General features: G+C 62.4%; 22 protein-coding genes and 1 tRNA gene. 11 read left to right on the forward strand and 12 right to left on the reverse strand.

Annotated elements, in window-relative coordinates; translation table 11 throughout:
- Positions 1–101: 101 nt before the first annotated feature.
- Together cueR and IEW49_RS07065 are read right to left on the reverse strand one after the other, a co-directional pair.
- The gene (cueR, locus tag IEW49_RS07060) at positions 102–494 is read right to left on the reverse strand and encodes a Cu(I)-responsive transcriptional regulator (RefSeq protein WP_188642013.1); all 393 of its coding nucleotides are present in this window, start codon (positions 492–494) and stop codon (positions 102–104) included.
- Positions 491–2845, reverse strand: a complete 2355-nt coding sequence (locus IEW49_RS07065; RefSeq protein ID WP_268235622.1) for a heavy metal translocating P-type ATPase — start codon at positions 2843–2845, stop codon at positions 491–493. Before IEW49_RS07065 ends, cueR begins: the two co-directional genes overlap by 4 nt.
- Positions 2846–3050: 205 nt before the next feature.
- On the opposite strand from IEW49_RS07065, the gene IEW49_RS07070 reads away from it, so the two are divergent.
- From IEW49_RS07070 to IEW49_RS07080, 3 genes are all read left to right on the forward strand, one after another.
- Positions 3051–3761 carry a VV20781 family protein gene (locus IEW49_RS07070; RefSeq protein ID WP_188642015.1) on the forward strand — a complete coding sequence of 237 codons (711 nt, stop codon included), beginning with the start codon at positions 3051–3053 and terminating at the stop codon, positions 3759–3761.
- Positions 3762–3875: 114 nt separating this feature from the next.
- Positions 3876–4928 (forward strand): sensor histidine kinase, encoded by a 1053-nt coding sequence (locus IEW49_RS07075; protein ID WP_188642016.1) that lies wholly within the window; start codon positions 3876–3878, stop codon positions 4926–4928.
- Complete coding sequence (locus IEW49_RS07080) at positions 4925–5674, forward strand: LytR/AlgR family response regulator transcription factor (RefSeq protein WP_229658118.1); 750 nt, start codon at positions 4925–4927, stop codon at positions 5672–5674. The genes IEW49_RS07075 and IEW49_RS07080 overlap by 4 nt, the downstream gene beginning before the upstream one ends.
- Positions 5675–5770: 96 nt before the next feature.
- Here IEW49_RS07080 and IEW49_RS07085 read toward each other — a convergent pair whose 3' ends face one another.
- From IEW49_RS07085 to IEW49_RS07120, 8 genes are all read right to left on the reverse strand, one after another.
- A complete protein-coding gene (locus IEW49_RS07085; RefSeq protein WP_188642017.1) occupies positions 5771–6376 on the reverse strand; it encodes an outer membrane protein in 606 nt (201 codons plus the stop codon).
- 222 nt (positions 6377–6598) lie between these two features.
- Entirely contained in the window at positions 6599–8116 is a 1518-nt protein-coding gene (locus IEW49_RS07090; protein ID WP_188642018.1) for a pepsin/retropepsin-like aspartic protease family protein, read from the reverse strand.
- A gap of 186 nt (positions 8117–8302) precedes the next feature.
- Positions 8303–10090 (reverse strand): tetratricopeptide repeat protein, encoded by a 1788-nt coding sequence (locus IEW49_RS07095; RefSeq protein ID WP_188642019.1) that lies wholly within the window; start codon positions 10088–10090, stop codon positions 8303–8305.
- Between the two features lie 1020 nt (positions 10091–11110).
- A tRNA-Met gene (locus IEW49_RS07100) sits at positions 11111–11187 on the reverse strand.
- Between the two features lie 78 nt (positions 11188–11265).
- Positions 11266–11796, reverse strand: coding sequence for a 2'-5' RNA ligase family protein (locus IEW49_RS07105; protein WP_229658119.1), 531 nt, complete (start codon positions 11794–11796; stop codon positions 11266–11268).
- Complete coding sequence (mltG, locus tag IEW49_RS07110; protein ID WP_188642021.1) at positions 11783–12754, reverse strand: endolytic transglycosylase MltG; 972 nt, start codon at positions 12752–12754, stop codon at positions 11783–11785. The genes IEW49_RS07105 and mltG overlap by 14 nt, the downstream gene beginning before the upstream one ends.
- 4 nt (positions 12755–12758) lie before the next feature.
- Positions 12759–14021 carry a beta-ketoacyl-ACP synthase II gene (fabF, locus tag IEW49_RS07115; protein WP_188642022.1) on the reverse strand — a complete coding sequence of 421 codons (1263 nt, stop codon included), beginning with the start codon at positions 14019–14021 and terminating at the stop codon, positions 12759–12761.
- A gap of 97 nt (positions 14022–14118) precedes the next feature.
- On the reverse strand, positions 14119–14355 hold the full coding sequence (locus IEW49_RS07120) for an acyl carrier protein (RefSeq protein WP_006834437.1): 237 nt from the start codon (positions 14353–14355) through the stop codon (positions 14119–14121).
- 152 nt (positions 14356–14507) lie between these two features.
- On the opposite strand from IEW49_RS07120, the gene IEW49_RS07125 reads away from it, so the two are divergent.
- Together IEW49_RS07125 and IEW49_RS07130 are read left to right on the forward strand one after the other, a co-directional pair.
- Positions 14508–16487 carry a serine hydrolase domain-containing protein gene (locus IEW49_RS07125; protein ID WP_188642023.1) on the forward strand — a complete coding sequence of 660 codons (1980 nt, stop codon included), beginning with the start codon at positions 14508–14510 and terminating at the stop codon, positions 16485–16487.
- A 96-nt stretch (positions 16488–16583) separates the two neighbouring features.
- A complete protein-coding gene (locus tag IEW49_RS07130) occupies positions 16584–17015 on the forward strand; it encodes a ferritin-like domain-containing protein (RefSeq protein ID WP_188642024.1) in 432 nt (143 codons plus the stop codon).
- An 82-nt stretch (positions 17016–17097) separates the two neighbouring features.
- Here IEW49_RS07130 and aspS read toward each other — a convergent pair whose 3' ends face one another.
- Entirely contained in the window at positions 17098–18915 is a 1818-nt protein-coding gene (gene aspS, locus IEW49_RS07135; RefSeq protein WP_188643133.1) for an aspartate--tRNA ligase, read from the reverse strand.
- 161 nt (positions 18916–19076) lie between these two features.
- On the opposite strand from aspS, the gene rnd reads away from it, so the two are divergent.
- From rnd to IEW49_RS07150, 3 genes are all read left to right on the forward strand, one after another.
- A complete protein-coding gene (rnd, locus tag IEW49_RS07140; protein WP_188642025.1) occupies positions 19077–20267 on the forward strand; it encodes a ribonuclease D in 1191 nt (396 codons plus the stop codon).
- 80 nt (positions 20268–20347) lie between these two features.
- Positions 20348–21244, forward strand: a complete 897-nt coding sequence (locus tag IEW49_RS07145; protein ID WP_188642026.1) for a hydrogen peroxide-inducible genes activator — start codon at positions 20348–20350, stop codon at positions 21242–21244.
- A gap of 529 nt (positions 21245–21773) precedes the next feature.
- On the forward strand, positions 21774–22184 hold the full coding sequence (locus IEW49_RS07150; protein ID WP_229658120.1) for a response regulator: 411 nt from the start codon (positions 21774–21776) through the stop codon (positions 22182–22184).
- On the opposite strand, the gene IEW49_RS07155 is transcribed toward IEW49_RS07150, so the two are convergent.
- Entirely contained in the window at positions 22181–23260 is a 1080-nt protein-coding gene (locus tag IEW49_RS07155; protein WP_188642028.1) for a sensor histidine kinase, read from the reverse strand. The genes IEW49_RS07150 and IEW49_RS07155 overlap by 4 nt on opposite strands.
- A gap of 490 nt (positions 23261–23750) precedes the next feature.
- Here IEW49_RS07155 and IEW49_RS07160 point away from each other — a divergent pair, with 490 nt between their 5' ends.
- The 3 genes from IEW49_RS07160 to IEW49_RS07170 all read left to right on the forward strand — a co-directional run bounded on the left by IEW49_RS07160 (position 23751) and on the right by IEW49_RS07170 (position 26536).
- Positions 23751–24662, forward strand: coding sequence for an ATP-grasp domain-containing protein (locus tag IEW49_RS07160; protein WP_188642029.1), 912 nt, complete (start codon positions 23751–23753; stop codon positions 24660–24662).
- 17 nt (positions 24663–24679) lie between these two features.
- The gene (locus tag IEW49_RS07165; RefSeq protein ID WP_229658121.1) at positions 24680–25681 is read left to right on the forward strand and encodes an LLM class flavin-dependent oxidoreductase; all 1002 of its coding nucleotides are present in this window, start codon (positions 24680–24682) and stop codon (positions 25679–25681) included.
- Between the two features lie 231 nt (positions 25682–25912).
- Entirely contained in the window at positions 25913–26536 is a 624-nt protein-coding gene (locus tag IEW49_RS07170; RefSeq protein ID WP_188642031.1) for a cation efflux transmembrane domain-containing protein, read from the forward strand.
- The last annotated feature ends 94 nt before the right edge of the window (positions 26537–26630 follow it).

Consider the following 26630-nt stretch of genomic DNA (forward strand, 5'->3'; position numbering starts at 1 on the left):
GACCGAATGCCGGTTGCGGATGGCAGTGTACGAAGTCTCTTCCTCCCTCGCAGGGGAAAGACTTCATCGCCAATATTGCAGATGTCGCTCGCTTGGATCGATTAGTCCTGGCCAGCCATGACGTCGATGATCGGACATCCGGGTCGATCGTCGCCATGGCAGTTCTCGGCAAGGTGCAGCAGGCTCGATCGCATGGTTGAGAGCGCTTTGGCTTTCCGCCCCAGTTCTTCGGCCTTGGCCAAGGCAAGCGACTTCACTTGGGCGCTCGCACGGTGCTCGTCTCCCCACAGGTCGAGCAATTCGCCGATTTCCTGCATCGTGAAGCCAAGGTCGCGCGCGTTGGCGATGAAATTGAGGCGCTGCACGTCGGCATCGGAATAGTCGCGATAGCCGCTGTCCCGGCGCAGGGGCGCCGGGATCAGGCCGATCTTCTCATAATGTCGGATCATTCGTTCGGAGATCCCCGACTTCTTCGCTGCGCTTCCGATGTTCAAATCCTGGCCCTCCTCAAGCGGAGCGAATTGGCGATCACGCTCACCGACGACAGGGACATGGCCGCCGCCGCGATTACGGGTGAAAGCAGGATCCCGAAATGCGGGTAGAGAATTCCCGCCGCTATCGGAACTCCGAGCGCATTGTAGCCGAAGGCGAAGACGAGGTTCTGGCGGATATTCGCCATCGTCTTCGCACTGAGCGTGCGAGCGCGCGTGATGCTCGTCAGGTCGCTGTTGAGCAAGGTCACCCCTGCACTCTCGATCGCCACATCCGTCCCGCCGCCCATGGCGATGCCGACATCGGCCGCGGCGAGCGCGGGGGCGTCGTTCACTCCGTCGCCGGCCATGGCGACGATGCGGCCCTCATCTCGCAGCTTCTCGACGACGTCCTTTTTCTGGTCGGGCAGCACGTCGGCTTCGACCATTTCGATCCCCAGCCTGCGGGCGACCGCCATGGCGGTGCGGCGATTGTCGCCGGTCAACATGACCACCGTCACCCCATCGGCCCGAAGCGACGCGAGCGCCTCCGGCGTGGTCGGCCTCACCCGATCCGCAACGGCGACCACCCCGGCCGGCGCGCCATCGATGGCCACGAGCACAGCTGTCGCACCATCATCGCGAAAGGCATCGGCACGATCCGAAAGCTCCGCAACCTCGATTCCGCGTTCGGCCAGCATGAGGGCATTGCCGATGACGACTTCGCGACCTTCGACGGTGGCCTGCACACCCTTGCCGGTGGGCGAGGTGAAATCGCTCGCCTGGGGAATGTCGATTGACCGGCGGTCGGCTTCCCTCAGGATCGCCTCTGCCAACGGGTGTTCGGAGGCCTGCTCGACCGCTGCGACGAGGCGGAGCAGGCCATCCTCCCCGATCTTGCCGATCGCTTCGACCGCCACCACGGAGGGTCTCCCTTCGGTCAGCGTTCCGGTCTTGTCGACGACCAGCGTGTCGACCTTCTCGAGACGTTCGAGGGCTTCGGCGTTCTTCACCAGCACGCCGAGTTCAGCGCCGCGTCCGACGCCGACCATGATCGACATCGGCGTGGCCAGGCCGAGGGCACAGGGACAGGCGATGATCAGGACCGCGACGGCCGCAACCAGGCCGTGGGCCAGCCGCGGCTCGGGCCCGAACACCGCCCAGGCGGCAAAGGCCGCCACGGCGATCACGAGGATGAGCGGCACGAACCATCCCGCCACCTGGTCGGCGAGCCGCTGGATCGGCGCACGCGAACGCTGTGCCTCGGCCACCATCTGGACGATCCGCGACAGCAGCGTGTCCCGGCCGACTTTCTCGGTGACCATGACCAGGGTGCCCGTGCCATTGATCGTTCCCCCGATGACGGTATCGCCAACCGCCTTGGCAACGGGAATGGGCTCCCCGGTGACCATGGCTTCGTCGACCGCCGATGATCCTTCGGTCACCGAACCGTCGACCGGGATCTTCTCTCCCGGACGGATACGGAGCACGTCGCCGATCACGAGCTCCTCTATCGCGACTTCCCGATCTCCTTCGGGGGTCACCATCCGCGCCGTCTGCGGAGCGAGTCCGAGGAGGGCCTTGAGCGCGTCGGAGGTGCGTTCGCGCGCGCGCAGCTCGAGCACCTGACCCAGGAGGACCAGCACGGTGATCACCGCCGCCGCCTCGAAATAGACCGCTACCGACCCATCATGGGCCCTGAACGCCGCCGGGAAGACCTGCGGCGCGAATATGGCGACGACGCTGTAAATCCAGGCCACGCCCGTCCCCAACGCGATGAGCGTGAACATGTTGAGGTTGCGGGTGCGGATCGAGTCGGCAGCTCGCACGAAGAACGGCCACCCGGCCCACAGGACGACCGGTGTCGCCAAGGCAAACTGTATCCACCCCGAGAGTCCCATCGGAACGAGCTGGTGAATCTGGGAGAACATGTGCCCGCCCATCTCCAGCACGAAGACGGGCAGCGCCATCGCCAGGCCAATCCAGAACCGGCGGGTCATGTCGACCAGTTCCTCGCTCGGCCCGGCATTCGGATCGACCAGTTCCGGTTCCAGCGCCATGCCGCAGATCGGGCACGATCCCGGATGATCCTGCCTTATCTCCGGATGCATCGGGCAGGTCCACATGGTTCCCTCCGGCGTATCTTTCTCCTCGACCGCTGGGCGATCGCTCAGCCAGCGCTCCGGATCGGAGATGAATTTCTCGCGGCAATGGCCGCTGCAGAAATGGAATTCCTGCCCGGCGTGTTCGGCGTGATGCGGGGTTGCCGCCGGATCGACGGTCATCCCGCAGACAGGGTCGATAGCTTGGGCGACGCCGTGTTCGGCGTGCGAGTTTGCACCGTGGCGATGGTGGCAATGATCGTGATCTTGCATCGGCGTTTCTCCTTGGCCGATGACACATATGAACCCTGACATCATGTCAGGGTCAAGCGTAATCAGCGGGCGAAGGACATCTTCGTCGCAGGATCGTCCAAGTTCAGCGACGGATCCTCCTCATCGCGAGTGAAAAAGGGAAATGTCGAGCTCGCCTCCATGCTCGCCATCCCGGCCCAGCAGGGCTTCGCTCAAGGTTTGCCCGATGCGCATACTCCAGTTGTTGATTCCCGTAGCGTTGCTCGGCGCCTGTTCGATCGTCGAACCGGCGCGGATGCGACTGCCGAGCGATCTTGCCGAGACCTCGGTCCGACAGCCCTTTGCCGGTATCGGCGGCGGCACCCGTGGCCGCTTCGAAGTCGGCGCATATCACGGTTCGTTCACACGGTCCGAACGGCGGCTCGCGGTCTTCGATGTCTTCTTGAAGAATCATGGGCACACGTCATTCGTGGTGTCCGGGCCCGCCATCGGCAGCACGATCGAAGCCGCCTGCAAGGTGAGCGAGAAGCGTATAGACCTCGGCATCGCCGAGTTCGAGACGCGGCCGATGGCCTATCGCTGCGATTTCACCGCTGATGGACGCCCCTTCCCGGCCCGCTTCGAACTCCAGGAAGTCCGGCGCGGTCTCGGCGGAGCGCTGTCGCGCCGCGAGCGGCACGGCGAGATTGCGCTGGGCGGTGAAACGGTGCAAATTCGCTCGATCCACAGACTTGACGGGTCGCCGATCGAAATGGCCAATCCCATCGGATACGTTTTCGAGCAGGAGGGCGAGCCGGTCGGAGCGGTCGAGCTCAACGGTGCGCCCGTACTGTTCCTCGCAGATGGCCGCGACAGCGGGCTCGCGCGAACGATTACCGTGGCGGCCACGAGCCTGGCGGTCTTCTGGGACCCGGCCAACAGCGCGCTGGACGACTAGATGGCCAGCATCCCCTCCGTTCCTGTCTTGCCACCCGAGCCCAGCCGGAATGGCGCCGTAGCGCCTCAGCTTCTTGGATTGTCCCTCACGCGGCAACGGCGGCGCACGCTGGGATTGATCGCATTGATCTGGTTCGCCTGCGGGACGTTGTATCTCCTGCCCTACATCCTGCGCGGCAATGACGGCTTCGACCTGCCTGCCGTGCTGTCCCATTACAGCGTCTCGGCGGTCGGGCTTGGATTTTCGTTTCTTCTGCTGGGGCTGACGACACGGTTCCGGACGATGGGCAAGTCGGTCGGTTTCGCGAGTTCGGCGCTGGCTGTCCTGCTGCTCGCCGGTACGCTCGCTGCTGTAGATATTGCCCTGTTCGACGGGATCCATGCTTTCTTCGGACGCGAACATGGCGCCAGTGTTGCCTATGCCGTCAAATGGTCCGGGAATTTCGCGATATTCGTCTCGCAATACTCGTTGATCGCGGTCGCGTTCTGGACGCTCGAAACGCTCGAGGCACACCGCTTGCAGCAATGGGAATTGCAGGAGGCACGCACGCAGGCTGCCCAGGCCCAGTCGCTCGCGAACCGCGCGAAGCTGTCCGCGCTGCGTTACCAGCTCAACCCGCACTTCCTGTTCAACACTCTCAATTCGATCTCGTCGCTCGTGGTCACGAAGCGCAATGCGGATGCGGAGTTGATGCTCACCAGTCTTTCGGAGTTCCTCCGCACGACGCTGGCAGGCGATCCCAATGCCCCGCAAACGCTCGAGGGAGAACTCGAGACGATCGATGCCTATCTGGGGCTCGAGCGGATCCGGTTCGGCGACCGGCTCGATCTCAGCATCGATTGCCCGCCATCGCTGCGCGACGCGCAGCTGCCGCATTTCCTGCTGCAACCCTTGGTCGAGAACGCGGTCAAGCATGGGCTTGCGCCGAGCGAGACGAAGGTATCCATCGCGATTTCGGCACGCGCGCATGGGACCGAGCTCGTCGTCGCCGTGGAGAACGATTGTTCGGTTTGCAACGCCTCCGAAGGCGGCACCGGGGTCGGATTGCGCAATGTCCGCGACCGCCTCGAAGCCGTCTATGGGCAGGACGGCAGGCTGGAGACGATCCAGCGCGAAGCCGGCTTCATCGCCATCGTCCGCTTGCCGCTGGAATTTCCTTCGGAATGACCCTGCGCCTGCTCATCGTCGACGACGAAGCACTCGCCGTCGATCGGTTGCGCGAGCTTCTCGGCGCCATCGAAGATGTCGAAATCGTGGGCACGGCCAGCAATGCGCGCGACGCAGGTGCCGCCATCGCCAGCCTGAGGCCGGACCTCGTGCTCTTGGACATCCAGATGCCCGGCGGCAGCGGGATGAGCCTCGCCTCCGATCTGCCGCAGGACGAACGACCCGAAATCGTGTTCGTTACGGCCTTCGAGAACTTTGCCCCCGATGCTTTCGCAGTGGATGCGGCGGACTACCTGCTCAAGCCGGTGCGGTTCGATCGCCTGCGGCAGGCCATAATCCGCGCCCGACGCCGGATCGATCTGGTAGCCGCCGCGGCGCGTGGCGAAGCACTGACCGGCGAACCCGACACGTTCGTTCGCGAGATATGGGTGGCAGTGCGCGAAGGACAGGCGCGGCTCGATGTCGACCAGATCGAATGGATCGAAGCCGCAAAGGACTACGTGCTACTTCACACCGCGACCCGCAGCTACCTGCACCGCATCTCGATGAACGCGCTCGAAACGGCGCTCGATCCCAAGGCACTGATGCGGGTTCATCGCTCGGCCTTCGTGAGACCGAGCCTCGTCGAACGCATCGAACGACCCGGCAAGGGCAGCGTGAACCTGGTCCTGCGCGACGGCGTCGTCGTCCAGGTCGGGCCGAGTTATGTCAAGGAAGTGCTGAAAGTCTTCGGCCGCGCGGCTTGATCGCCGAGCCGGATCCTTTGTCGCAAGAAAAAGCCCGCCCGGCTTTCACCGGGCGGGCGTGCTCCCGAGGTCCAGGGGGGATGGACGGGGTTTGCCTCAGAAGCGGAGGCCGGCGGTCAGCATGACCTGGTGACGGCTGGTTTCCAGTTCGGTGTCCGAAAACGACCCGTAATCGGAGTAACGGTATTCGAGGCGCGCGAAGGGCTGCCCCAGGTCGAGTTCGACACCCGCGCCGAGGCGGAAACCATTGACGGTATCGCTTTCCGAGACGGTTTCGTCGTCGAGGGTGTAGGTCGCCGAAATGCGCTGGTTCGAATAGCCGCCCTTGGCAAACAGCATCACCTTGTCCGACACCGGGAAGCCGACACGCAGGCCGGCATAGAGATCGCGGCCGACGGACAGGGTCAGTTCGTCACCCTCTTCGAGGATGTCGGTTCCGGTGGCGCTGACCGAACTTTCGGTCACTTCGCCTTCGACGCCGACGACCAGACCGCCGAGGTTGAAATCGTAGCCGAACGCGAGGCCATAGACGGCGCCGTCTTCCGCTTCGCTGTCTTCTTCGGTGTCAGCATCGAAACTGTCGTAACCGGCGGTGGCCGCCACCCACGGACCGGTGAACGCTCCTGCGTCCTGGCAGAGTGCGGGTGCGGCAAAACCGAGCGAACCGACGAACATCGCGGTCGCAAGCAGAGTAGTCTTCATTTCATCAATCCCTCACTTGGTGACGCATTCGTCACGGATTCTCGAAACGCCGAGGAATTCGGTGCTCCGGGAATCGCAATGGGATTTCGGCGCAGTTTTGGCGCGCCTGCATAGCCCAGCTCGGTCCAATCATCGCCCAAAGGCCAAATCTGCGACGAAACCCGATTTTCCGGCGACGAAACCGATCTTCCGATCGCGCGAGGCGAGACTTGCTGCCGAACCTTAGGGAACCGGCACGAGGCGTATGTCGTCGCCAAACCGGCGTCGAAGCACTTCGACAAGCGGCCCGCGATGGTCGGCCCCGACCGCGAAGAGAATTCTCCCGCCAACGTCCGGTCTCGCCCGCTGGAAAAAGGACACAGCCGCAATTGCATTCTCGGCGATCCGTCGGTCTCGTTCGGCATAGAAATTGGTCAGGCGCGCGAACTGCGTTGCTTCGAGCAACTCGGCGAGCGCACGGTAATATGCCGACGTCGCGAGATCATACCGCCCATCGTTCAACGACGCTGCGGTCGCGCTCTCCAGAATGCGCCGCTGGCGCGCCTGCGCTTCGTCGACCTTGGGCGAACGCCACGCATCATCCTTCTCGAGCAAACGTTGAAGGCGGATGATTTCGCTCTGCTCGCCCCAATAATTCAACGGCACGGGGCGACCCTCGAGATCTGCACCCAGCCAGTCGATACCCACGATGCGATCGCGATAGCGGAGCGCAAGCTCGCGCATTTCGAGCGGATAGTTGCGCGCGAGATAGTCGTCGCCGCGGGCGAGATCTTCTTGCCTGATCTCCGTGCCCACCAGGTCGGGGTCGAACTCTGCCACGAGCGAATAGAGGTCCTCGTAGGAATAGCGCGGATTGTCGACATGCCCCCCATGCATGGTCGCAACCACCATGATTTCGACGGGATGCCCTTCGGCCTTCTCCCTTTGATCCAGCCACACCTTCCGGTTCGGAAAATCGGTGACGATCAGGAAATTGCGAAGGAGGCCTACCCCGACATTCGCCGCGACCTGCAAACTCTCGGAAACGTGAGCCTTCACATTATGGAAGGTCACGCCGGCAATCGTGAGTTCCGGCACGCGAACTACGAGTCGGCCCACCTCACCGCCGATCCCTCCCCCGGGTTCGACTCCCACCGGCTCCAGGCCGAGTTCGCGGGCAAGCGCCGCCGAAACGAGCAGCCCGGTTCCGTTGCCGAGGTCGAAATCGGCCCGAACGACGGTGCTCTCGCCAAACGTCACGGGGATCGTCTCGATACCATGCGTGCTCTCGAGCTGCAGCGCCTCACCGGCACGCGCGCCCTCGGCTGCGAGCCATTCGATCGTGCCGCCCTCGATGTCGATCGAAAGCGGCCCCTGGTCGAAGAACTCGCGGCCCAGGATCACAGGCACGGCCGAGCCCACCAGGCGACGTTCGATGTCCGACAGATCCATCACCGCCACCACCGGGGGATCGATCCTGCGGCCGAGCGCGCCGAGCCGAACACCTTCAATGAGTCTGGCGGTCGTGGTGGCTGCGCCGGTTCCTCGGGCGGTGACTTCCTCACCCCCACCAAGCCCCAGATCATCGACAAGGGGTCGGTTGATGACCGTCAGCTCGGCTCCGCTGTCGAGCAGGGCGACCGTATCGGTTCCCTCGACCTCGATCGCGAGGAAAAGCCGATCGCCTCGGACGACGAGATCCTGGGCCTGGGCGCCAATCGATGTGCACAACGCTATTAAAGCGAGCAGAATCCGGGTCATCTGCCGGACCTAACCCCGGTCATTCACCGGGCAAGGGGCAATCGACCAACGCCGTTTGCCCGGGCCCCAGCCACCCGAATTTGTGTCGGAATTGGGTGGAAAGCGGCCAAAACAGCGTGCTCATCAGATCTTGCATTTGAACCGAAAGCACTGCTCATGAGTGAGCGATATGCTGCCTTCCTTCGGTCAAAAGCTTCCGCTGCGATTGCGCTCGGCAAGCGCCCACGCCACTGCGACTTCGCCGGTGAAGGTTGGGCGAAACTTGCGTATTTCGGCTTGAGCTGCCGCGCCGAATTCGCCGAACGAGCCTACCCTTGCAAGGATGCCGCGCTCGGCCTCACGATAGAGACTACGCGCTTCGCCAAAAAGCGACGCATTTCGGGCCAAGAATTCGGCAAAGCGGGTGTCGCTTTCAATGCGTGCCAAATGCCCGGGCGGGAACATCTCGTTCCGCAGCAACCGCGCCTTTCGGAACAACTGTTCCGCCTCGGCGTCACGCCCAATTCGGCTGAGCGAAACCGCCATGAACAGACTGATGGAAGTGACATTGAGCTTGCCGGCGGAGCCCGCTTTTGCCGCATAATCCATCGCTTTGCGAAATGGTGCAATGGCGTCTTCGTGACGCCCCTGTTCAGCCATGGACAGGGCAAGGTTCTGGTAAATCGCCGACCCTAGCGACGGGTCTTCCTCATCAGGGTCTAACAATTCTGCTGCCTCCCGCAGAAGTGCTTCCGCCCTCGCATATCGCCCGGCCTGCGCCATTACACCTGCGATATTGACGAGCAGCCTAGGCCTCGAGACTACCGGATTGCCCGCGGCTTCGGCCAATAAGCGATTGAGGATCACCTCGGCCTGATCTGTGCTGTCTTGCAGGGTCAGCATGATGGCGAGCTGGTTATAACTGTTCAGTATGGCGGGGTGGCTCCGCGGCAGTGCGCGCTGACGCTTCTCCAGAGCGGCGCGGGCTAGTTCCTCGCCTTCTTCATAACGGCCTTGTATGCTTAAGACATTCGCCAGATCGGCTTCGATATTCGCCATTTCGAGCAAATCGGCCGGTCGCTCGGCGCTTCGCAATTCCAGCACCTTGCGATACGACTGCTCGGCCTTGTCGAACCGTTCGGTAGCTTCGAAAATTTGCCCGAGTTGATGGTGTAGGTCGGCAACCACGGTGGGGTCCGCTGAGGGTTCGGCTGTAGTCAACGACAGTGCTCGTCGCGTCGCCGCTTCCGCCTCGATCATTTTGTCTTGCCAGCCATAGGCACGACCCAATTCACGATATGACAGGGCAATTTTTTCATTCGCATCGGGCGTTGCACATTCGTGAAACGCAATCGCCCGACGCAGCATCACCTCTGCATCGGCATATCGTCGATCGTTTAGATGGGAGAGACCGACAACGTCATAAGTGTCGCCTAGGGTCGGAGCGTCCAGGTCGAAATTGGCGGCTGCGATAGAGTCAGCTTGCTTGTTGTAGTCGCGGGACTCGGTTGCCCTGCCTGTCTCGAAAAGCACCTTCGCGACAAAGCGGAGACGATTGGCGACCGTGTCCTTCACCTGGTCGCGCTTCGGAAAATTTATCGCCACAGCAGCGCAGAATTCTTCTTCGGCCTCCCGGAGATCCCCTGTTTCGAGATAGTAAATTCCGAGGCGATAATGCCCCCGCTCGCGATCGGGATGGTCGGCAGGCAGCCACCGTTTGGCCATCTCGATCGTGCGAGAGGCAGATTCGCGGAGCGCCGGCATATCCCCGGTTTCCGCTGCAATCGCGCCCCTTGCCTGAATAAGGTCGAGACACTCATCCGCTTCCGGCTTGGATGCCTCGCACCGAGCCAGCGCTTCTTCGATCAATGCGCGAGAGGTAGCGAAATCGTTCGCTTGAAAAGCCTCTACCGCGCCCTCCGGGAAGGCCCAGCGGTCGCTCTGCTGCGCTGAAGTAGGTGTCGCGAACACCAGAACAAAAATGAGCAAAGCCAACCGCATATCTTTTCTGTAGGGCCTGCTTGCCTACCGAACAACACGGTCAAAGACTGATGAATTCATTTTGGTGCTGCGAGCGTCAGAAATCGGGTCGTTAGCGGAATGCCCGGTTTCGAGGTCGTATACCTACATGGCAGGCACAGCCGCGCGTTGCACCTGACGGTCTACAGCGATTTTGGAACCTATTCAAAAGTAACGGGCCGTTTTCGGTCGAGTCTACAGCAGGAATGGCGGAACTCTGCGATTGCCTTCAGCTTGGGAAGCTTACGATCTACCCAGTTGATGGCGGAGGGACTCGAACCACAGCACCCGGGTTGTAATCGGTGCAATCGGACTGCTCGATTAGGAACATAACTCCATCATCGCGAGCGTTCATCAATCGCGAAATTCGAGCACCGTCCCGCGATAAGGAACGAAGTTCCCCGTTGGATCCAAGAACCCTGCCCCGATCTTGTTGGCATGGAATTGGGCGGCGCTGAGCGTCGGATACCATTTCCCACGCCTACCATTGGCGATGTAGCGATATTGAGTCATAGATAGCCGAGACGCGCCGCAAGCCATTCAGTTTCCGACGGAAAAACAAATGTTGAGGTTCGGCCCGCACTTCGTGGTTCTTGGTTCTATCAGCTCCATTCTGAAGACCGAGCACCCACATATCGACGCGGCAGCGCGTGAAATTTCTCTGTTGCACCGTGCGTGGAACAGTCGCGAAGCTCGCCGGTTGATCGAACATGAGGGGCGATAGCAGCATTCAACCCAGAAAACTTTCCGAGAAAGACCTGGAAATCTTGCGGCGCTTTGAGACTGCCGTCCGCAGCCTACGGGGCTATCGTCAACCGAAGAAGCCTTGATCGCTCGTCGCCAAATTTGTCGGGTGAGATCCACCGTCAACGGGGAGACGTCGCCGCCATCCAGGCGCGTGCGGTCGGTCACGACTTGCTGGCAGGAGACAGTTTCCCGCTCGAAGCGATCTACAATTAATGAAGGCGATGCCCAGACTGCTGCCCGACCGAAAATTGGTAGCGGAGGAGGGACTCGAACCCCCGACACGCGGATTATGATTCCGCTGCTCTAACCACCTGAGCTACTCCGCCCCATGGGCGCGCCGGGCGACCCCGATCGTCTCGGAACCGGCGGGCGAGGCGCGCACTTACGGCGCGTTTGCCCCGCGGTCAAGCGCGCGAAAGGCCGCGGAACGGATAGCCCCTTACAAGCTCCCACGGACCGCCGCGATAGCGGTGCAGTTCGAGCGCCGGGAACTGGAAATCGCGCGGCTTGAAGACCGCCTCGAGTTCCTCCTGCAATGCTTTCGCCCGATTGTCCGAAACCTTGTTCTGGATCGTGATATGGAGCTTCTTGCCGCCCTGGTCCTGCTGAGTCAGCAGGCCGTGGAAGCGGTTCTGCAACTCGTCGCGAATCCGGTCCATCCCCTCGCTCTCGACCTTGATCGCGGTCCCCCCGCCGAGGTTCATGACCCCGGTCACACGGGCATCGACCGGGCCGTATTGGCCGGCGAGCACCGCGCAGCAGCCCTTCACTTCCTCGAGCGCGAAGGCCGGCAGCGCGTGGAACAGCGTCACATGCGCATCGAGAAAGTTCTGCTTGCGCGGAAAATGCGCCCGCCGCAGGCCCGTGGCCCAGGCACCGACATCGCGCGACAATTGCGCGGTCATGATCAACGGTGCGTCGTCAGAGTTCTCCACGTGCCCTCCTGATGGCAAACCATTTTTCCACATTGGCCCGGTGCTCTTCGTATGTCGAAGCGAACACGTGACCGCCGGTGCCGTCGGCGACCATGTAGACCGCATCGGTTTGCGCCGGATTGAGCACCGCGGCGATCGATTCGCGACCGGGATTGGTGATCGGCCCCTTGGGCAGCCCGACCATCGAATAGGTGTTGTAATCGTTGACCGCGTCGATCTCCGACTGGAGGATCCGGCGCCCCAATGGCTTGCCCCGCGTGATCGGGTAGATGATCGTCGGATCGGCCTGGAGGCGGATCCCCTGCTTGAGGCGGTTCGAATAAAGCCCCGCGACCATCCGCCGCTCGGAGGGCACGCCGGTTTCCTTCTCGACGATCGAGGCGAGGACCAGCGCTTCCTCGGGGGTCGCGACCGCCAGGTCGGTGCCGCGTTTCTCCCATTCCTCGGCCAGCACCCGGCGCATCGCGGCCTGCATCCGCCGGACGACGTCGGCGCGCGGCTCGCCGCGTTCGAAACTGTAGGTCTGCGGCAGGATCGTGCCGTCTTCGGGCACGTCGATCTCGCCCACCAGCAGCGGGTTCGCCATCAGCCGCTCGTACACGAGGATCGAGGGCAGCCCCTCGGGGATCGTGATCATGCGATTGATCACGTCGCCGTCCTGCATCAGCTGAAGCAGGCGCGCCGGGCTGGCCCCGGCGGGAAAGGAGAACTCGCCCGCCTTGATCGGGGCGTTGCCGCCGAGGATCTTGGCCCGCAGCAGGAAGCCGTCGGCGGAGGAGAGCAAGCCCTCCTCCTCCATTTTTTGGGCGACACTGGCGAGGCTCGAGCCATGGGGCACGACGAAGTTGCGATCCTCGTCGAGCGGGCCGTCCGCGTACCAGGGCAGCAGGATGAAGCCCAGCAGGGCCAGGCCCGCGGCCAGCAATGCGAAGCCGAACAGGACGCCGCGGCGCTTCATGGTGTCAGTCCCCGACCGCTTTCATCACCAGCGAGGCATTGGTCCCGCCGAAACCGAAGCTGTTGTTGAGCACCGCCTTCACCTCACGCTTCTTCGCGGTGTGCGGCACCAGGTCGACGCCTTCGGTCCCCTCGTCCGGATTGTCGAGGTTGAGAGTCGGCGGAACGATCTGGTCGCGCATGGCGAGGATGCAGAAGATCGCCTCGACCGCGCCCGCGCCGCCGAGCAGGTGTCCGATCGCCGACTTGGTCGAGCTCATCGAAGCCCCGCCCAGATCGTCGCCCAGCACGCGCTTGACCGCGGCGAGTTCGATCGTGTCGGCCATGGTCGAGGTGCCGTGGGCGTTGACGTAGTCGATATCGCCCGGCTCCATCCCTGCCTTCTTCAGCGCCATCCGCATGGCGAGTTCGGCGCCCTTGCCCTCGGGATGCGGCGCGGTGACGTGGTAGGCATCGCCCGACAGGCCGTAACCGACCACTTCGGCGTAGATCTTCGCGCCGCGCGCCTTGGCGTGTTCGTATTCCTCGAGCACGAGCACCCCCGCGCCCTCGCCCATGACGAAGCCTTCGCGGTCCTTGTCGTAGGGGCGGCTCGCCTCGGTCGGCCGGTCGTTGTAGCTGGTGTTGAGCGCGCGCGCTTGCGCGAAACCGGCCACGCCGAGCGGATTGACCGTCGATTCGGCCCCGCCCGCCAGCATCACGTCGGCATCGCCGTCCTTGATCATGCGTGCGGCGTCGCCGATCGAATGCGCGCCGGTCGAACAGGCGGTCACCACCGCGTGGTTGGGGCCCATCAGCCCGTACTTGATCGAGACCTGGCCCGAGATGAGGTTGATCAGGCGGCCATGGACGAAGTGCGGGGACACACGGCCCGGACCGCGCTCGTGCAACACGATCGACTCGCTCTCGATCCCCGGCAGGCCGCCGATACCCGAACCGATCGAGCAACCGGTGCGCTCCTTCAGCGCGTCGTCCATGTCTTCGAGGCCGGCATCCTCGAGCGCCTGCCCGGCCGCGTCGATCCCGTAGACGATGAACGGATCGACCTGGCGCTGGACCTTGTGATCGACCCGCTTGTCGGGATCGAACCCGAATTCGTGGTCCTTGTCCTTCACCTCGCAGGCGATGGTGCACTTGTGACCTTCGGTGTCGAAGCGCGTGATCGACGCCGCCCCGCTCTTGCCCGCGATCAGGTTCTTCCACGAGGTTTCGACATCGCCTCCCAGCGGGGTAACGAGTCCCAGCCCTGTAACGACCACTCGACGCATTCACATTCTCCGAAATACAACAGGCCCGGCCCGCGATGGGGTCGGGCCTGTCAGGCCGCGTCGCCGGTCAGCGCGCGGTAAGTGGCAGAAAAGGCGCTTAGCCCTTGTGCTCTTCGATATACTTGGTGGCATCGCCGACGGTGGTGATCTTTTCGGCCGCATCGTCGGGGATTTCGACACCGAATTCCTCTTCGAAGGCCATCACCAGTTCGACGATGTCGAGGCTGTCGGCACCAAGATCATCGATGAAGCTGGCTTCCTGGGTCACCTTGTCGGCTTCGACGCCGAGATGTTCGACGACAATCTTCTGCACGCGGTCGGCGGTATCGCTCATGTACGGCCCTTCTCTTGAATAGGGGTTTTTGAATTGCCTTGCGCCCTAATGAACGAGGGCGCGCAAGGCAAGGGGCAGGGATGCCCCGCCGTCAAATTGACCTGCCACGGATTCACTGTAACCTCGCGACAAACGACAGGGAGATCAACCGCATGAAACGCCTCGCCTTTGCCAGTTCGGTTCTGCTGGCCGCCGCTTCGCCCCTTCCGCTCGTCGCGCAGGAAGCCGCTCCGCAGGAACAGGTCGAGGCGATCGACACCGGAACGGGCGCGCAGATGGCACCGATTCCCGGCTGGATGCGCGACGCGCGCGACGGAATCCTGGTGTTCACCGCCCCCGAAGGCGATGCGACCGCCGCGGTGCTGGGCGTGGACGAGGCGGAAAATGGCGAAGCCGCCGTCGCCGCGGCCTGGGCGCGCCTCGATCCCGGCTTCGACCGCGAGGTGCTGATCGCGCAGGAACCGCCCGCACGCGACGGCTGGGACCAGATCACGGTGGTGAACTACAAGACCTCGCCCGAAGAGAAGCTCGCCGTCCAGGGCGTCGCCCTGCGCAAGGGCGATACGTGGACCGTCGTGCTCATCAACGGTGCGCTGGCCACGATCGCCAAGCGCGGTGCGCAGATCAACCAGGCATTCGGTTCGCTCCGGCCGACCGACTACGAGCGGGAAAGCTTCGCCGGGCGCGATGCGCACCAACTCACCCCCGAACGGATCGCGGAACTGACCGACTACGTCACCCGCGCGATGGAGGGGCTCGAGATTCCCGGAGTCGGCTTGGCGCTGGTGCAGGACAACCGGATCGTGTGGGAGGGCGGACTCGGGACCACCGGGAGCGCCGGAGCCCAGCCCGTCGACGAAAATACGAGCTTCATGGTCGCGTCGAACACCAAGGGCATGGCGACACTGCTGCTCGCCACGCTGGTCGATGACGGCAAGCTCGGCTGGGACCAGAAGGTCACAGACGTCTATCCCGAATTCCGGCTCGGCAGCGCCGAAACGACCGACAGCGTGCGCGTCGAACACTTGATCTGCGCCTGCACCGGCCTGCCGCGCAAGGACATGCAGTGGGTGATGAACACCAGCCGCGAGACGCCCGCGAGCGATACCTTCGTCCAACTCGCGGCGACCGAGCCGACCAGCGGGTTCGGCGAGGTGTTCCAGTACAACAACCTGATGGCGAGTGCGGCAGGCTATATCGGCGGCCACCTCCTCTATCCCGACATGGAAATCGGCGCCGCTTTCGACCGCGCAATGGACGAGCGCATCTTCGAACCACTCGGAATGGAGCGCACGACGTTCGATTATGCGGCGGCGATGGATGACAACTGGGCGCGGCCGCATGCTCGTGGCTTTTCCGGCGAGGTCCAGGCCGCGCCGATGGATTGGAACTACATGGTCTATCCCTATCGCCCCGCCGGCGGGGCCTGGTCGACCGCGCACGACATGGCGCTCTACGCGCTCAACGAATTGCGCGAAGGCACGCTGGAGGACGGAACCGATCTGGTCTCGGCCGGAAACCTGCTCAAGCGGCGCGAGCGCTACGTCGCGACCGGCGAGGACAGCTGGTACGGTATGGGGCTGATGGAATCGGCCAATCTCGGCAAGTCGATCTACATGCACGGTGGCAGCCTGATCGGCTTCAAGAGCAACTTCTGGTTCATTCCCGAAGATGGCGTCGCAGCGGTCCTGCTGACCAATTCGGACACCGGACAGGGCCTTCTGGGCCTGTTCCAGCGCAAGCTGCTCGAAGTGCTTTATGACGGGAACAAGGAGGCCGAGGAAAGCCTCGCCGCTGCGGTCAGCCTGGGTGCCGAAGCACGCGAAAAGGCTCGCGAGGGCATCGTCGAGAAGGGCGATCCCGAAACCCTTGCCGCGCTTGCCTCGCGCTATGTCAGCCCCGAGCTCGGCCCGCTCTCGATCAGCCGCGAGGACGATACCTACTACGCCACGCTGACGTCGGGCAAATCCGCGATCGGTACGAAGGCGAATGACGACGGGACCGACTCGATCATCATGATGACCCCGGGCTTCTTCGGCTTTCCGTTCGTCATCGGCGAACAGGACGGCAGGCGCACGCTGAAGCTGCTCGACGCGCAGCACGAATACGTGTTCGTCGAGGAGACCGGTTGAAGCGAGCCATGCTTGCGTCCCGACGCCGCGAAGCACGGACCCACCGCGCGTCTGAGCGGTTGGTTAGGTGTATTCCAAACTGAAGGGACGCACACCATGACCAGTACCGTTTTCAAGAGCCTCACCGACACCACCTTCGATTCGGTCGAGGGCTATCGCAAGGCAGCCGAAAAAGCCGACAATCCTCAGCTCGAGCAGGCGCTGAACCAGCGTTGCCAGCAGCGCGAACAGACGCTTCGCCAGATGAACGCCCAGCTCGAACAGCAGGGCGAGGAGCTAGTTACCAAGGGCACCGTGGCGGGCGAAGCCCACCAGATGTGGGCAAGCATTACCAGCGCCTTCGAAGAAAACGACGAAGCCGCCGCCCAGCGCGTCGAGGAAGGCGAGGACTACATCGCCAAGAAGTTCAGCGAGGCGCTCGAAAGCGACCAACTCGAAGCCCAGGAGCGGCAGGTCGTCCAGCAGGTCTACGACGAGATCCGCCAGGGCGAGCGCTTCGGAGACGTGATCGCGCACCAGCAGAGCTGAGCGCACCGCCTGTTCCGACGAAAAGGGCGCGGGAGGAATCCCGCGCCCTTTTCACGTCGAAGGAAGCACCCTCTCGGGCAGATCAATCGCCGATATTGTCGACCCGCGCCTTTTCCGCATCGTCCGCCTTGGGCGGGTCGATCGTGCGGATATGCACGTCGCGAAGCTGGCGGGGGCTGACCACGCTGGGCGCGCCCATCATCAGGTCCTGCGCCTTCTGGTTCAACGGGAAGGCGATCACTTCGCGGATATTGGGTTCGTCGGCGAGCAGCATCACGATGCGGTCGATCCCCGGGGCCGAACCGCCATGCGGCGGCGCGCCGAGCTTGAAGGCCTCGATCATTCCCGAGAAGTTCGCGTCGACCTCTTCCTGCGAATAGCCGGCGATCTCGAACGCCTTGTACATGATCTCGGGCTTGTGGTTCCGGATCGCGCCCGAGGACAGCTCGTAGCCGTTGCAGACGATGTCGTATTGCCAGGCGAGAATTTCGAGCGGGTCCTTGTTCTCCAGCGCTTCCATCTCGCCCTGCGGCATCGAGAACGGGTTGTGGCTGAAATCGATGCGCTTCAGTTCCTCGTCGTATTCGAACATCGGGAAATCGACGATCCAGCAGAACTTGAAGCAGCCCTGCTCGATCAGCTCGAGTTCCTCGCCCACGCGGGTGCGCGCGGCACCGGCGAGCTTGGCGGCGTCCTTTTCCTTGCCCGCGGCAAAGAACAACCCGTCGTTCTCGCCGAGGCCGAGCTCGGCATAGAGTTTCTCCATGCCCTCGGTGCCGTGGTTCTTGGCGATCGGGCCGCCGAACTCGCCGCCCTTGCGGGTGACGTAGCCGAGCCCGGCGAAACCTTCGCGCCGCGCCCAGTCGTTCATCTCGTCGAAGAACTTGCGGCTCTTTTCATGGGTGTTCGGTGCCGGGATCACGCGGACGCGCCCGCCGCCGCCCACGATCTTCTCGAACAGGCCGAAGCCCGATTTCTCGAAGTGGCTCGTGACGTCCGAAATCTGCAGCGGGTTGCGAAGGTCGGGCTTGTCGGTGCCGTATTTGAGCATCGCCTCGGCATAGGGGATGCGCGGGAATTCGCCCGCGGGGGTCACGCTCTTGCCGCCGGAGAACTCCTCGAAAACGCCCGCGAGCACCGGCTCCAATGCCTGGAAAACGTCTTCCTGCGTGACGAAGCTCATCTCGAAGTCGAGCTGGTAGAATTCGGGACTGCGATCGGCGCGCAGGTCCTCGTCGCGGAAGCACGGCGCGATCTGGAAATAGCGGTCGAACCCGGCGACCATCAGCAGCTGCTTGAACATCTGCGGCGCCTGGGGGAGCGCGTAGAAACGGCCCGGGTGGAGGCGGCTCGGCACGAGGTAGTCGCGCGCGCCCTCGGGACTCGAAGCGCCGAGGATCGGGGTCTGGAATTCGGAGAAGCCCTGATCGATCATGCGCCGGCGCAGGCTGGTGATGACCTGGTTGCGCAGCATGATGTTCGCGTGAACCCGCTCGCGCCGCAGGTCGACGAAGCGGTATTTGAGCCGCGTTTCCTCGGGATAGTCCTCCGCCGAATTGACGATCAGCGGGAGGTCGTCGGCGCGGCTCTGCACGGTCACGTCGCGCGCGAACACCTCGATCTCGCCGGTCGGAAGGTTGGGGTTCACCGCCGCATCGGCGCGCGCCTTCACCACGCCGTCGATCGTGACGACCGATTCCAGCTTGATCCTGTCGAGCACGGGCAGCGCGGGGCTGTCCTCGTCGGCGACGATCTGGGTGATCCCGTAATGGTCGCGCAGGTCGACGAACAGCACGCCGCCATGGTCGCGCTTGTTGTGCACCCAGCCCGACAGGCGAACGGTGGCATCGACGTCGGCCTTGGTCAGCGCGGCGCAATTGTGGGTACGATAGGCGTGCATGAGGACTCTTTCCATTTCGGACGATATGGCGCTAGAGGCGCGCGAATTTCTTGGAATGGCGCATAGGCGCTTTGCGCGCGCGTCAACAGGGGAAGCGACGGCTTTTGTCAAGCTGCGTGACCCCGCCGGGCGGTGAACCGTCCACACGAGTGAAGGACAAAATGAAGATACACCCCCTCATCACCACCACCGAAGAACTCGCGAAGCTCTGCAAGCGGCTCGCCGAGCACGATTTCGTCGCGGTCGACACCGAATTCATGCGCGAGAACACCTATTACCCGCTCCTGTGCCTCGTGCAGCTCGGCAACGAGGAAGAGGCCGCGGCGGTCGATCCGCTCGCCGACGGGATCGACCTCACCCCGATGCTCGACCTGCTGTGCGAGAACGACGAGGTGCTCAAGGTCTTCCATGCCGGCGGGCAGGACGTGGAAATCTTCTACAACCTCACCGGCGGCACCCCGCAGCCGATCTTCGACACCCAGATCGCGATGATGGCGATCAGCCAGTCCGAACAGATCGGCTATGCCAACCTCGTCGAAAGCTGGCTCGGCAAGACGGTCGACAAGGGCGCGCGCTTCACCGACTGGAGCCGCCGTCCGCTGACCGACCGCCAGCTCGAATACGCGATAGGCGACGTCACCTATCTCGCCAAGATCTTCCCGATGATGCTCGAGAAGCTGGTCAAGACCGGACGTGGCGCGTGGCTCAACCAGGAGATGGAAAAGCTCGCCGATCCGGACAATTACGCGGTCGACCCCGAGCAGAGCTGGAAGCGGGTGCGCGCCAGCGGGCGCAACCCCTCCGTGCTGGGCCGGCTGAAGGCGCTGGCCGCATGGCGCGAGCGCGAGGCGCAGGACAAGGACATCCCGCGCGGACGCATCGCGCGCGACGAGACCATTGCCGACCTCGCCAGCCACCCGCCCAAGACCCAGAAGGATCTCGCCAAGGTGCGCGGCCTGTCCAAGACCTGGGCCGAGAACGAGATCGGCAAGCGGTTGATGAAGACGCTGGCCGGCGCCCAGCCGCTGCCCGAGGACGAACGCCCCAAGCGCAAGGTCGGGGCCCCGCTGGGCAAGGAAGGCGCGCTGGTCGCCGACCTGCTCAAGCTGCTGCTCAAGATCCGCTCGCGCGAAATCGACGTCGCCTCGCGCCTGCTGACCAAGTCGGACGAGCTCGAGGCGCTCGCCGCCGGGCAGCGCAAGGACCTGCCGATCCTCGAGGGCTGGCGGTTCGAGGTGTTCGGCCGCGACGCGCTCGAACTGGTCGAGGGCCGGACCGGCTTCGCGGTCGAGAACGGTCGGCTCAAGATGAGCAAGATCAGCGATGCACCGCCGGAGGGCCCGCAGGGCTGACCCCTTCGTCGACGCGGCAAGTGCCGGGGAAGGAAGGTGCAACACTTGCCGTCCGCCTGCGGGTCGAATAGCGCCGTCGCATGACGATTCACCTGCCGACCCTGCGCCAGCTGCAATATCTCGTCGCCCTGCACGAGCACGGCCATTTCGGCCGCGCGGCCGATGCCTGCTCGGTCTCGCAGTCGACGCTGTCGGCGGGCCTGCGCGATCTCGAGACCGCGCTCGAGGTGACGCTGGTCGAACGCACGCGGCGCTCGACCCGCTTCACCCCGCTCGGCGAGCAGATCGTCGCCAAGGCACATCGCGTGCTGCGCGAGGCGGAGGAACTGTCCGATCTCGTCCAGGCCAGCGGCAAGCCGCTGTCGGGGCAGATCCACATGAGCGTGATTCCCACGATCGCGCCGTTCCTGTTGCCACGCATGCTCCCGCGCCTACGCCGCGAACGCCCCGAGCTCAGCCTGTTCCTGCGCGAGGAAACCAGCGCCGACGCGATCGAATCGCTCCATCACGGGCGGGCCGATTGCGTGCTGCTCGCGCTCCCCTACCCCACCGGCGAGACCGAGCAGGAGATCATCGAGCTCGACGCGCTCTACGTCGCCTTCCCCGGCGACGATCCGCGCGAGCCGCCCGAGATCATCAAGCCCGAATTCATCGACGAGGGCCGGTTGCTGCTGCTCGAGGACGGCCACTGTCTCAAGGACCACGCGCTGGCCGCCTGCAACCGCCCAGAACTGCGCGCCTCGGCGACGATGATCGGCACCAGCCTGCACACGCTGGTGCAGATGGTCGACAACGGTCTCGGCGTCACGATGCTGCCCGAAATGGCGCTCGATGCGGGGATCCTCGAAGGCACCAGCGTGATCGCGCGCCCGCTCAAGTCGGACACTCCCAACCGCGAAATCGCACTGGTCTGGCGCAAGGGTTCGCCGCGGGGCGACGAATTCAGGCTGCTGGCCGAGGAATTGCGCGCGGGCTGAACGACTGCAGCTTTCGCCGCTATGCCCTCGAGAAGCGAACCGACCGCTAACGACCCGATTTCGGACGTGTTCTTTCGGGCTTAAATCAGGCTAAATGAATAGAAAACGCGCCCATTCTGAAAGGGTTGGCATTGCTTGCATGCCGAGCACCATCTCCGGATGGGGGTCGCCCTATGGGCTGCGTTTTCATGGTCCAAGCCCTATGGGCGAAAGCCAACTGGCCTGGAGAGGGACTGGGAACCTTCGTCACACTGACGATTTGGGTGATAGCTATCAGTCGCTTTGCCCATCATCGAAGCGCCTGACTTCGGCTTCCCACCTATGTTTGACCGATTTTCCGGCGGAGCGACGTGCCAAGAACGGATTGGAAACCGATGATTGGGTGGGATCCCGAAAGATTGCCGATCGCGACTAATTTCATCCCGCCATGATGTCAGTTCATCTATAAGCGAGACCGAACGGATGGCGGTTCGGCTCCCAATTTAGCATGTGCCCCGCTAGCACCCTCCCAACGAACTCTTCTGGCACCATGATGACCAACATTCTGATAGTCGAAGATGAATTCCTGATCGCATTGGAAATGGAAGAGGTCGTTCGCGATCTCGGGCATGTCTGCGTAGGCGTCGCCGATAATCGGGAGGCGGCATTGGCATTGGCGAGCGATGCGGTGGACGTTGCCCTTATAGACGTAAATCTCGCCGATGGCGCCACAGGCCCAATGATCGGGGCGACCCTAGCCAATGACTACGGCATCCACGTTGTCTTCATCACTGCCAATCCCAGCCAGCTTGGGGAAGGAGTGGAAGGGACTCTCGGTGCGGTGGAGAAGCCGGTCGACTTAGAAGCCCTCTCGGAAGTTCTGGATTTTGTGATCGCCTTGGATCGCGGGCACTCCAAGCCTAGTCTGCCGGAGAGGCTCCGATTGTTCCGAATGGTTTAGGCGTTCTCAATCAAACGATTGCGATTAAAAACCATTGAAATTTCCAGACCGTGTTCGGTCCAACGCCTCTCATAACTACCGCCCAGTTGCTGGCTTATCGCAAGATCGATCAGTCGCGTGCCGAACCCAGAGAGCGGCTCTTCTAACGTGCCCCCCTTTCCGCTGGTTTCTTTCCACTCCAGACGAATTTCATCCTCGACCTCCACAAGTTCGAGGCGAACCTTTCCGGCGGATGTCGATAGAGCCCCGTACTTCATCGCGTTGGTTGCAAGTTCGTGGAAAATTAGCGCGACGGGAGTCGCTGACTTGCTGCCGATCACGGTGTCGCCCCCGAGGACGGAGATGCGTCCTTCGGAGAAGGCCGGATAAGCCTCGAAGATCGTTTCTAGCAAATCCGACAACGTCACTACGCCGAGACTGGGCCGAGATTTTTCGGAATGCGGACGCACGATTTCGTGAGCACGTCCGAGGGCCTTGATGCGTCCGAGAAGTTCGCTGGCGTGCTCACCGAATGCATCTCTCGCTCGCGCCGTCAGACTGATCAGGCTCGATATGATCGCGAAGATGTTCTTGATCCGGTGGCTGAGCTCCTGACTAAGGATCTCATTCTCCAGTGCCGCGCGCTTCTGGTCTTCGATATCGGTACATGTACCGATCCAGCGCTGAATGATGCCGTCGGTACCGATGATCGGATAGGCACGTCCGAGCATCCAGCGATATTCACCGGTATGATGCCGCAAACGATATTCGACTTCGTAGGGCTCGCCAGTTTCCAGACTGTGATTCCATTTTGCCCAAGCTTTGGGTTGGTCCTCTTCGTGGAACATTCCTGCCCAACCCTCGCCGTCGGTCGAGCCGACCGACACGCCAGTGAATTCATACCAGCGTGCATTGTAATAGTCGTGGGAGCCGTCGGGCAGAGTTGACCAGACCAACTGTGGCATGGTGTCTGCAAGGGCATGGAAGGCATCGCTAGCAGATTGAAGCGCATGCTCTTCACCAAGAGGAAGTTCAGCAGTGAGATCGGCGGGGTCGCGCTTCGCGAGCCGAAATGCGCTGATGGTTTCGGCATTCATCTGCAATAATCTTTCTAAACCCTAATTTCCCCTATTATTGCAACCGCCGTTCCTTCCGTCGAGGGAAGATTTCGATTCAGGAGCGGATTTTGCCCGACAGGTTTCGCGTAAGTTGAGACCAGCAAACCTCGCACTTGCCCCATATATCTCGAAGAAAACCCAGCTCGAGAACGACACGATTTCCTGAAGTCTCAAGACCGGAGGGTTTGTCTTAGTGAATGTCCGCCTTCCACCCATTTTGCGACGCGGACACCGAGCTAGCGATGTGCCAGGAGCGGACCGACCGAAAACGACCCGATTGCGGACTGTCCGGCTTGGGCTGAATTTCCCTAGAAATTGCCATGCTGCCAATGGCTCGACATCGCGCTTGCCGGTTCCGAATCCGATAAGCGCCATCGCTATTTCTGAGGTCAACGCGTGGGGGAAGCGTTTAAAGGACCCAGATCTTCTGATGCGCCGACGTTGAGTTCCATTCCCCAAAGGATAGCCCATGCCGGATTTGGCCCTGTTTTACGACCATGCCGAATGGCTCATACCTTTGCAGCGAGTGCTCGATGCGAGGGGTGTCGATTATGTCGGTATCGATGTCGCGGGTCATTGCTTTGATCCTGCCCACATAGCTCCGCCGGCGCCGATCATTTTCAATCGCATCTCTATGTCGAGTTTCAAGCGAACGGCGGACCATCCCATTTTCTATGCCGACGCATTGCTTGGAGCGTGGGAGCGAGCGGGAGCGAGGATCATCAATGGTGGCGAAGCTTTCGCGATCGACCATAACAAAGCGCGGCAGCTCGAAATTATCGCAAGCCTAGGCCTGAAGGCCCCGGATACCCGCGTCGTCCGCCGCCGCGAGGACATGGCCGCCGCTGCGCAGACAATCGGCTTCCCGCTACTCGTCAAGGGTAATATCGGCGGCGCAGGGGCGGGCATAGTTCGCTTCGACAGCGCTTCGGAACTCAAGGCAGCTGCCCTGCCCGACAGCATCGACAAGGTCTGGCTCGTCCAAGGCTACCATACGCCGCAAGATGGCCACATCATTCGCTTCGAATTCATTGGCGAGACGTTTGTCTATGCCATCGCAGTGGACGGCGGCGGACAATTCGACCTTTGTCCTGCCGATGCCTGTGTCAGCACGCCTGGGAAGCCGGTCGTGACGATGACAAAGTTCGAGCCTTCGGAAGAGCAGATCGAAGCCGCCCGGTCGCTAGTGCGCGCCGCTGGCATCGATGTAGGGGGCTGCGAGGCTCTGATTGACCAGGCAACTGGCGAGCTCATTTTCTATGACATCAACGCGTTTTCGAACTTCGCGGCCAACGCGGTAGAACTCCTTGGGTTCGATCCTCATGAGCAGTTGGCGGATATGCTCGAGGCCGAGATCACCGTGCTGAAGGAGACCGCGTAGTGCGCTATGGATATTGGATGCCGGTTTTCGGAGGCTGGCTGCGCAACGTCGAAGACGAAGGGATGGAAGCGAGCTTCGATTATGTGAAGCGCCTCGCCATCAATGCAGAACGCATCGGCTTCGATCTGACACTGATTGCCGAGCTTTACCTTAACGACATCAAGGGGGTGGATGCGCCTGCACTTGATGCCTGGTCGACTGCTGCAGCTCTCGCCGCGCTCACCGAACGACAGGAGCTGATGGTGGCAGTGCGGCCCAATTTTCATCAGCCGGGCCCCTTCGCCAAGACCTCTGCCAATATCGACCGCATTGCCAATGGGCGACTGTCGCTCAACGTTGTGTCCAGCTGGTGGGCGCGCGAGGCAGAAATGTTCGGACTGGACTTCGACCAGCACGACGACCGCTATGCGCGCACGTCGGAATGGATCGATGTCGTGGAGGGGCTATGGAGCGGGGAACCCTTTTCCTACGACGGTGACATCTATTCGACGAACGAAGCCCGGGTCGTTCCTTCCCCCGTGCGCAAGCCGCCGCTCTATGCGGGCGGAGAGAGCGAGGCAGCCAAGTCGCTCATCGCCGAAAAGTGCGACGCTTACGTCATGCATGGGGATGACCCGGACGTGGTCGCATCAAAGATCGCCGACATGGCGGAGCGGCGCGTAACGGCTGAGCGCGAGCCGCTATCATTCGGAATGGCGGGTTTCGTCATCGTTCGAGACAGCGAAGCGGAAGCGCAGGCTGAGCTCGATCGGATACTCGAAATGAAAGATGTCCCGCCCGGCTACGACAATTTCGATCAATGGCTGGCTGGGACCGAGCTCGAGCGCGAGTTGAAAATCCGGGAATACGCGGTGTCCAATCGCGGCCTGCGTCCAAACCTTATCGGCACTCCCGAGCAGGTGCGCCAACGCATCGCGGATTTCGAAGGTGCCGGCGTAGATCTTCTATTGCTGCAATTTAGTCCGCAATTTGAGGAGATGGAGCGCTTCTCTGTCCAGGTGATGCGGCACACTGAATGATGGCCAGCTGATCACACAGACTGGCCTGCAGCGATTCTGGATAGTGGCATTCTATGCCCTCCCATGTTGGGACTAATTCAGCCGGGCCCTAAGGCGACATTTCTTTTCGCATTCGCAGGTCAGCTTTCGACCTGCTTGGCGACGCTTTCGCCGAGCTAGCGATGTGCCAGGAGCGGACCGACCGCTAACGAACCGGTTGCGGACGTCCACTGTCGCAACCACATAGCCAGCATGTCGGCCGATTGCTGTTCCGCCAAGTCCACCGAACTTGAAAAGCTTGCCCTCCAGCGCGAGCAGCGGCGCGTGCTCGTGGTCGTGCTCGCCATCAACGCCGTGATGTTCGTGCTCGAATTCGGCGCCGGCGTGATCGCCGGGTCCACCGCGCTTATGGCCGATGCCTCCGACATGCTCGGCGATGCGGTGGTTTACGCGGTTAGCATCTATGCCCTCGCGCGCTCGGAGCGTTGGAAGGCGGGGGCAGCGATGCTCAAGGGGGTGGTGATTCTATGCCTCGGGCTCGGGATCGCGGTCAACGTGGCACTCAAGATCGAGAGCGGCGTGCCGCCGTCCTCGACGCTGATGGTGGCGTTCGGCACCTTGGCGCTCGCCGCCAACCTCGTGTGTTTCCGCCTCCTCACCCGATTCCGGCACCAGGACGTCAACATGGCGAGCACTTGGGAATGCTCGAGGAACGACCTGATCAATAACTGCGGCGTGCTGCTCGCCGCCGCGCTTGTCTGGTGGTTCGCCTCGCCTTGGCCCGACATCGCGATCGGTGGTGTGATGGCGTTGATATTCCTTCGCTCCGCCGTTCGCGTGATCGCCGACGCTGCACCGCAATTGCGCGCGACCTGAAGTCCGCTTCTCTCCCACCAGCCGCGATCAAGCGCATTTTCCTACATCGTCGCAAGCTGCCATCATGGCGGGATGGCATCGATCCACTTTCGCT

Origin of the sequence: Pseudoblastomonas marina, assembly GCF_014641655.1 — a bacterium.
Classification (GTDB): Bacteria; Pseudomonadota; Alphaproteobacteria; order Sphingomonadales; family Sphingomonadaceae; genus Alteriqipengyuania_A; species Alteriqipengyuania_A marina.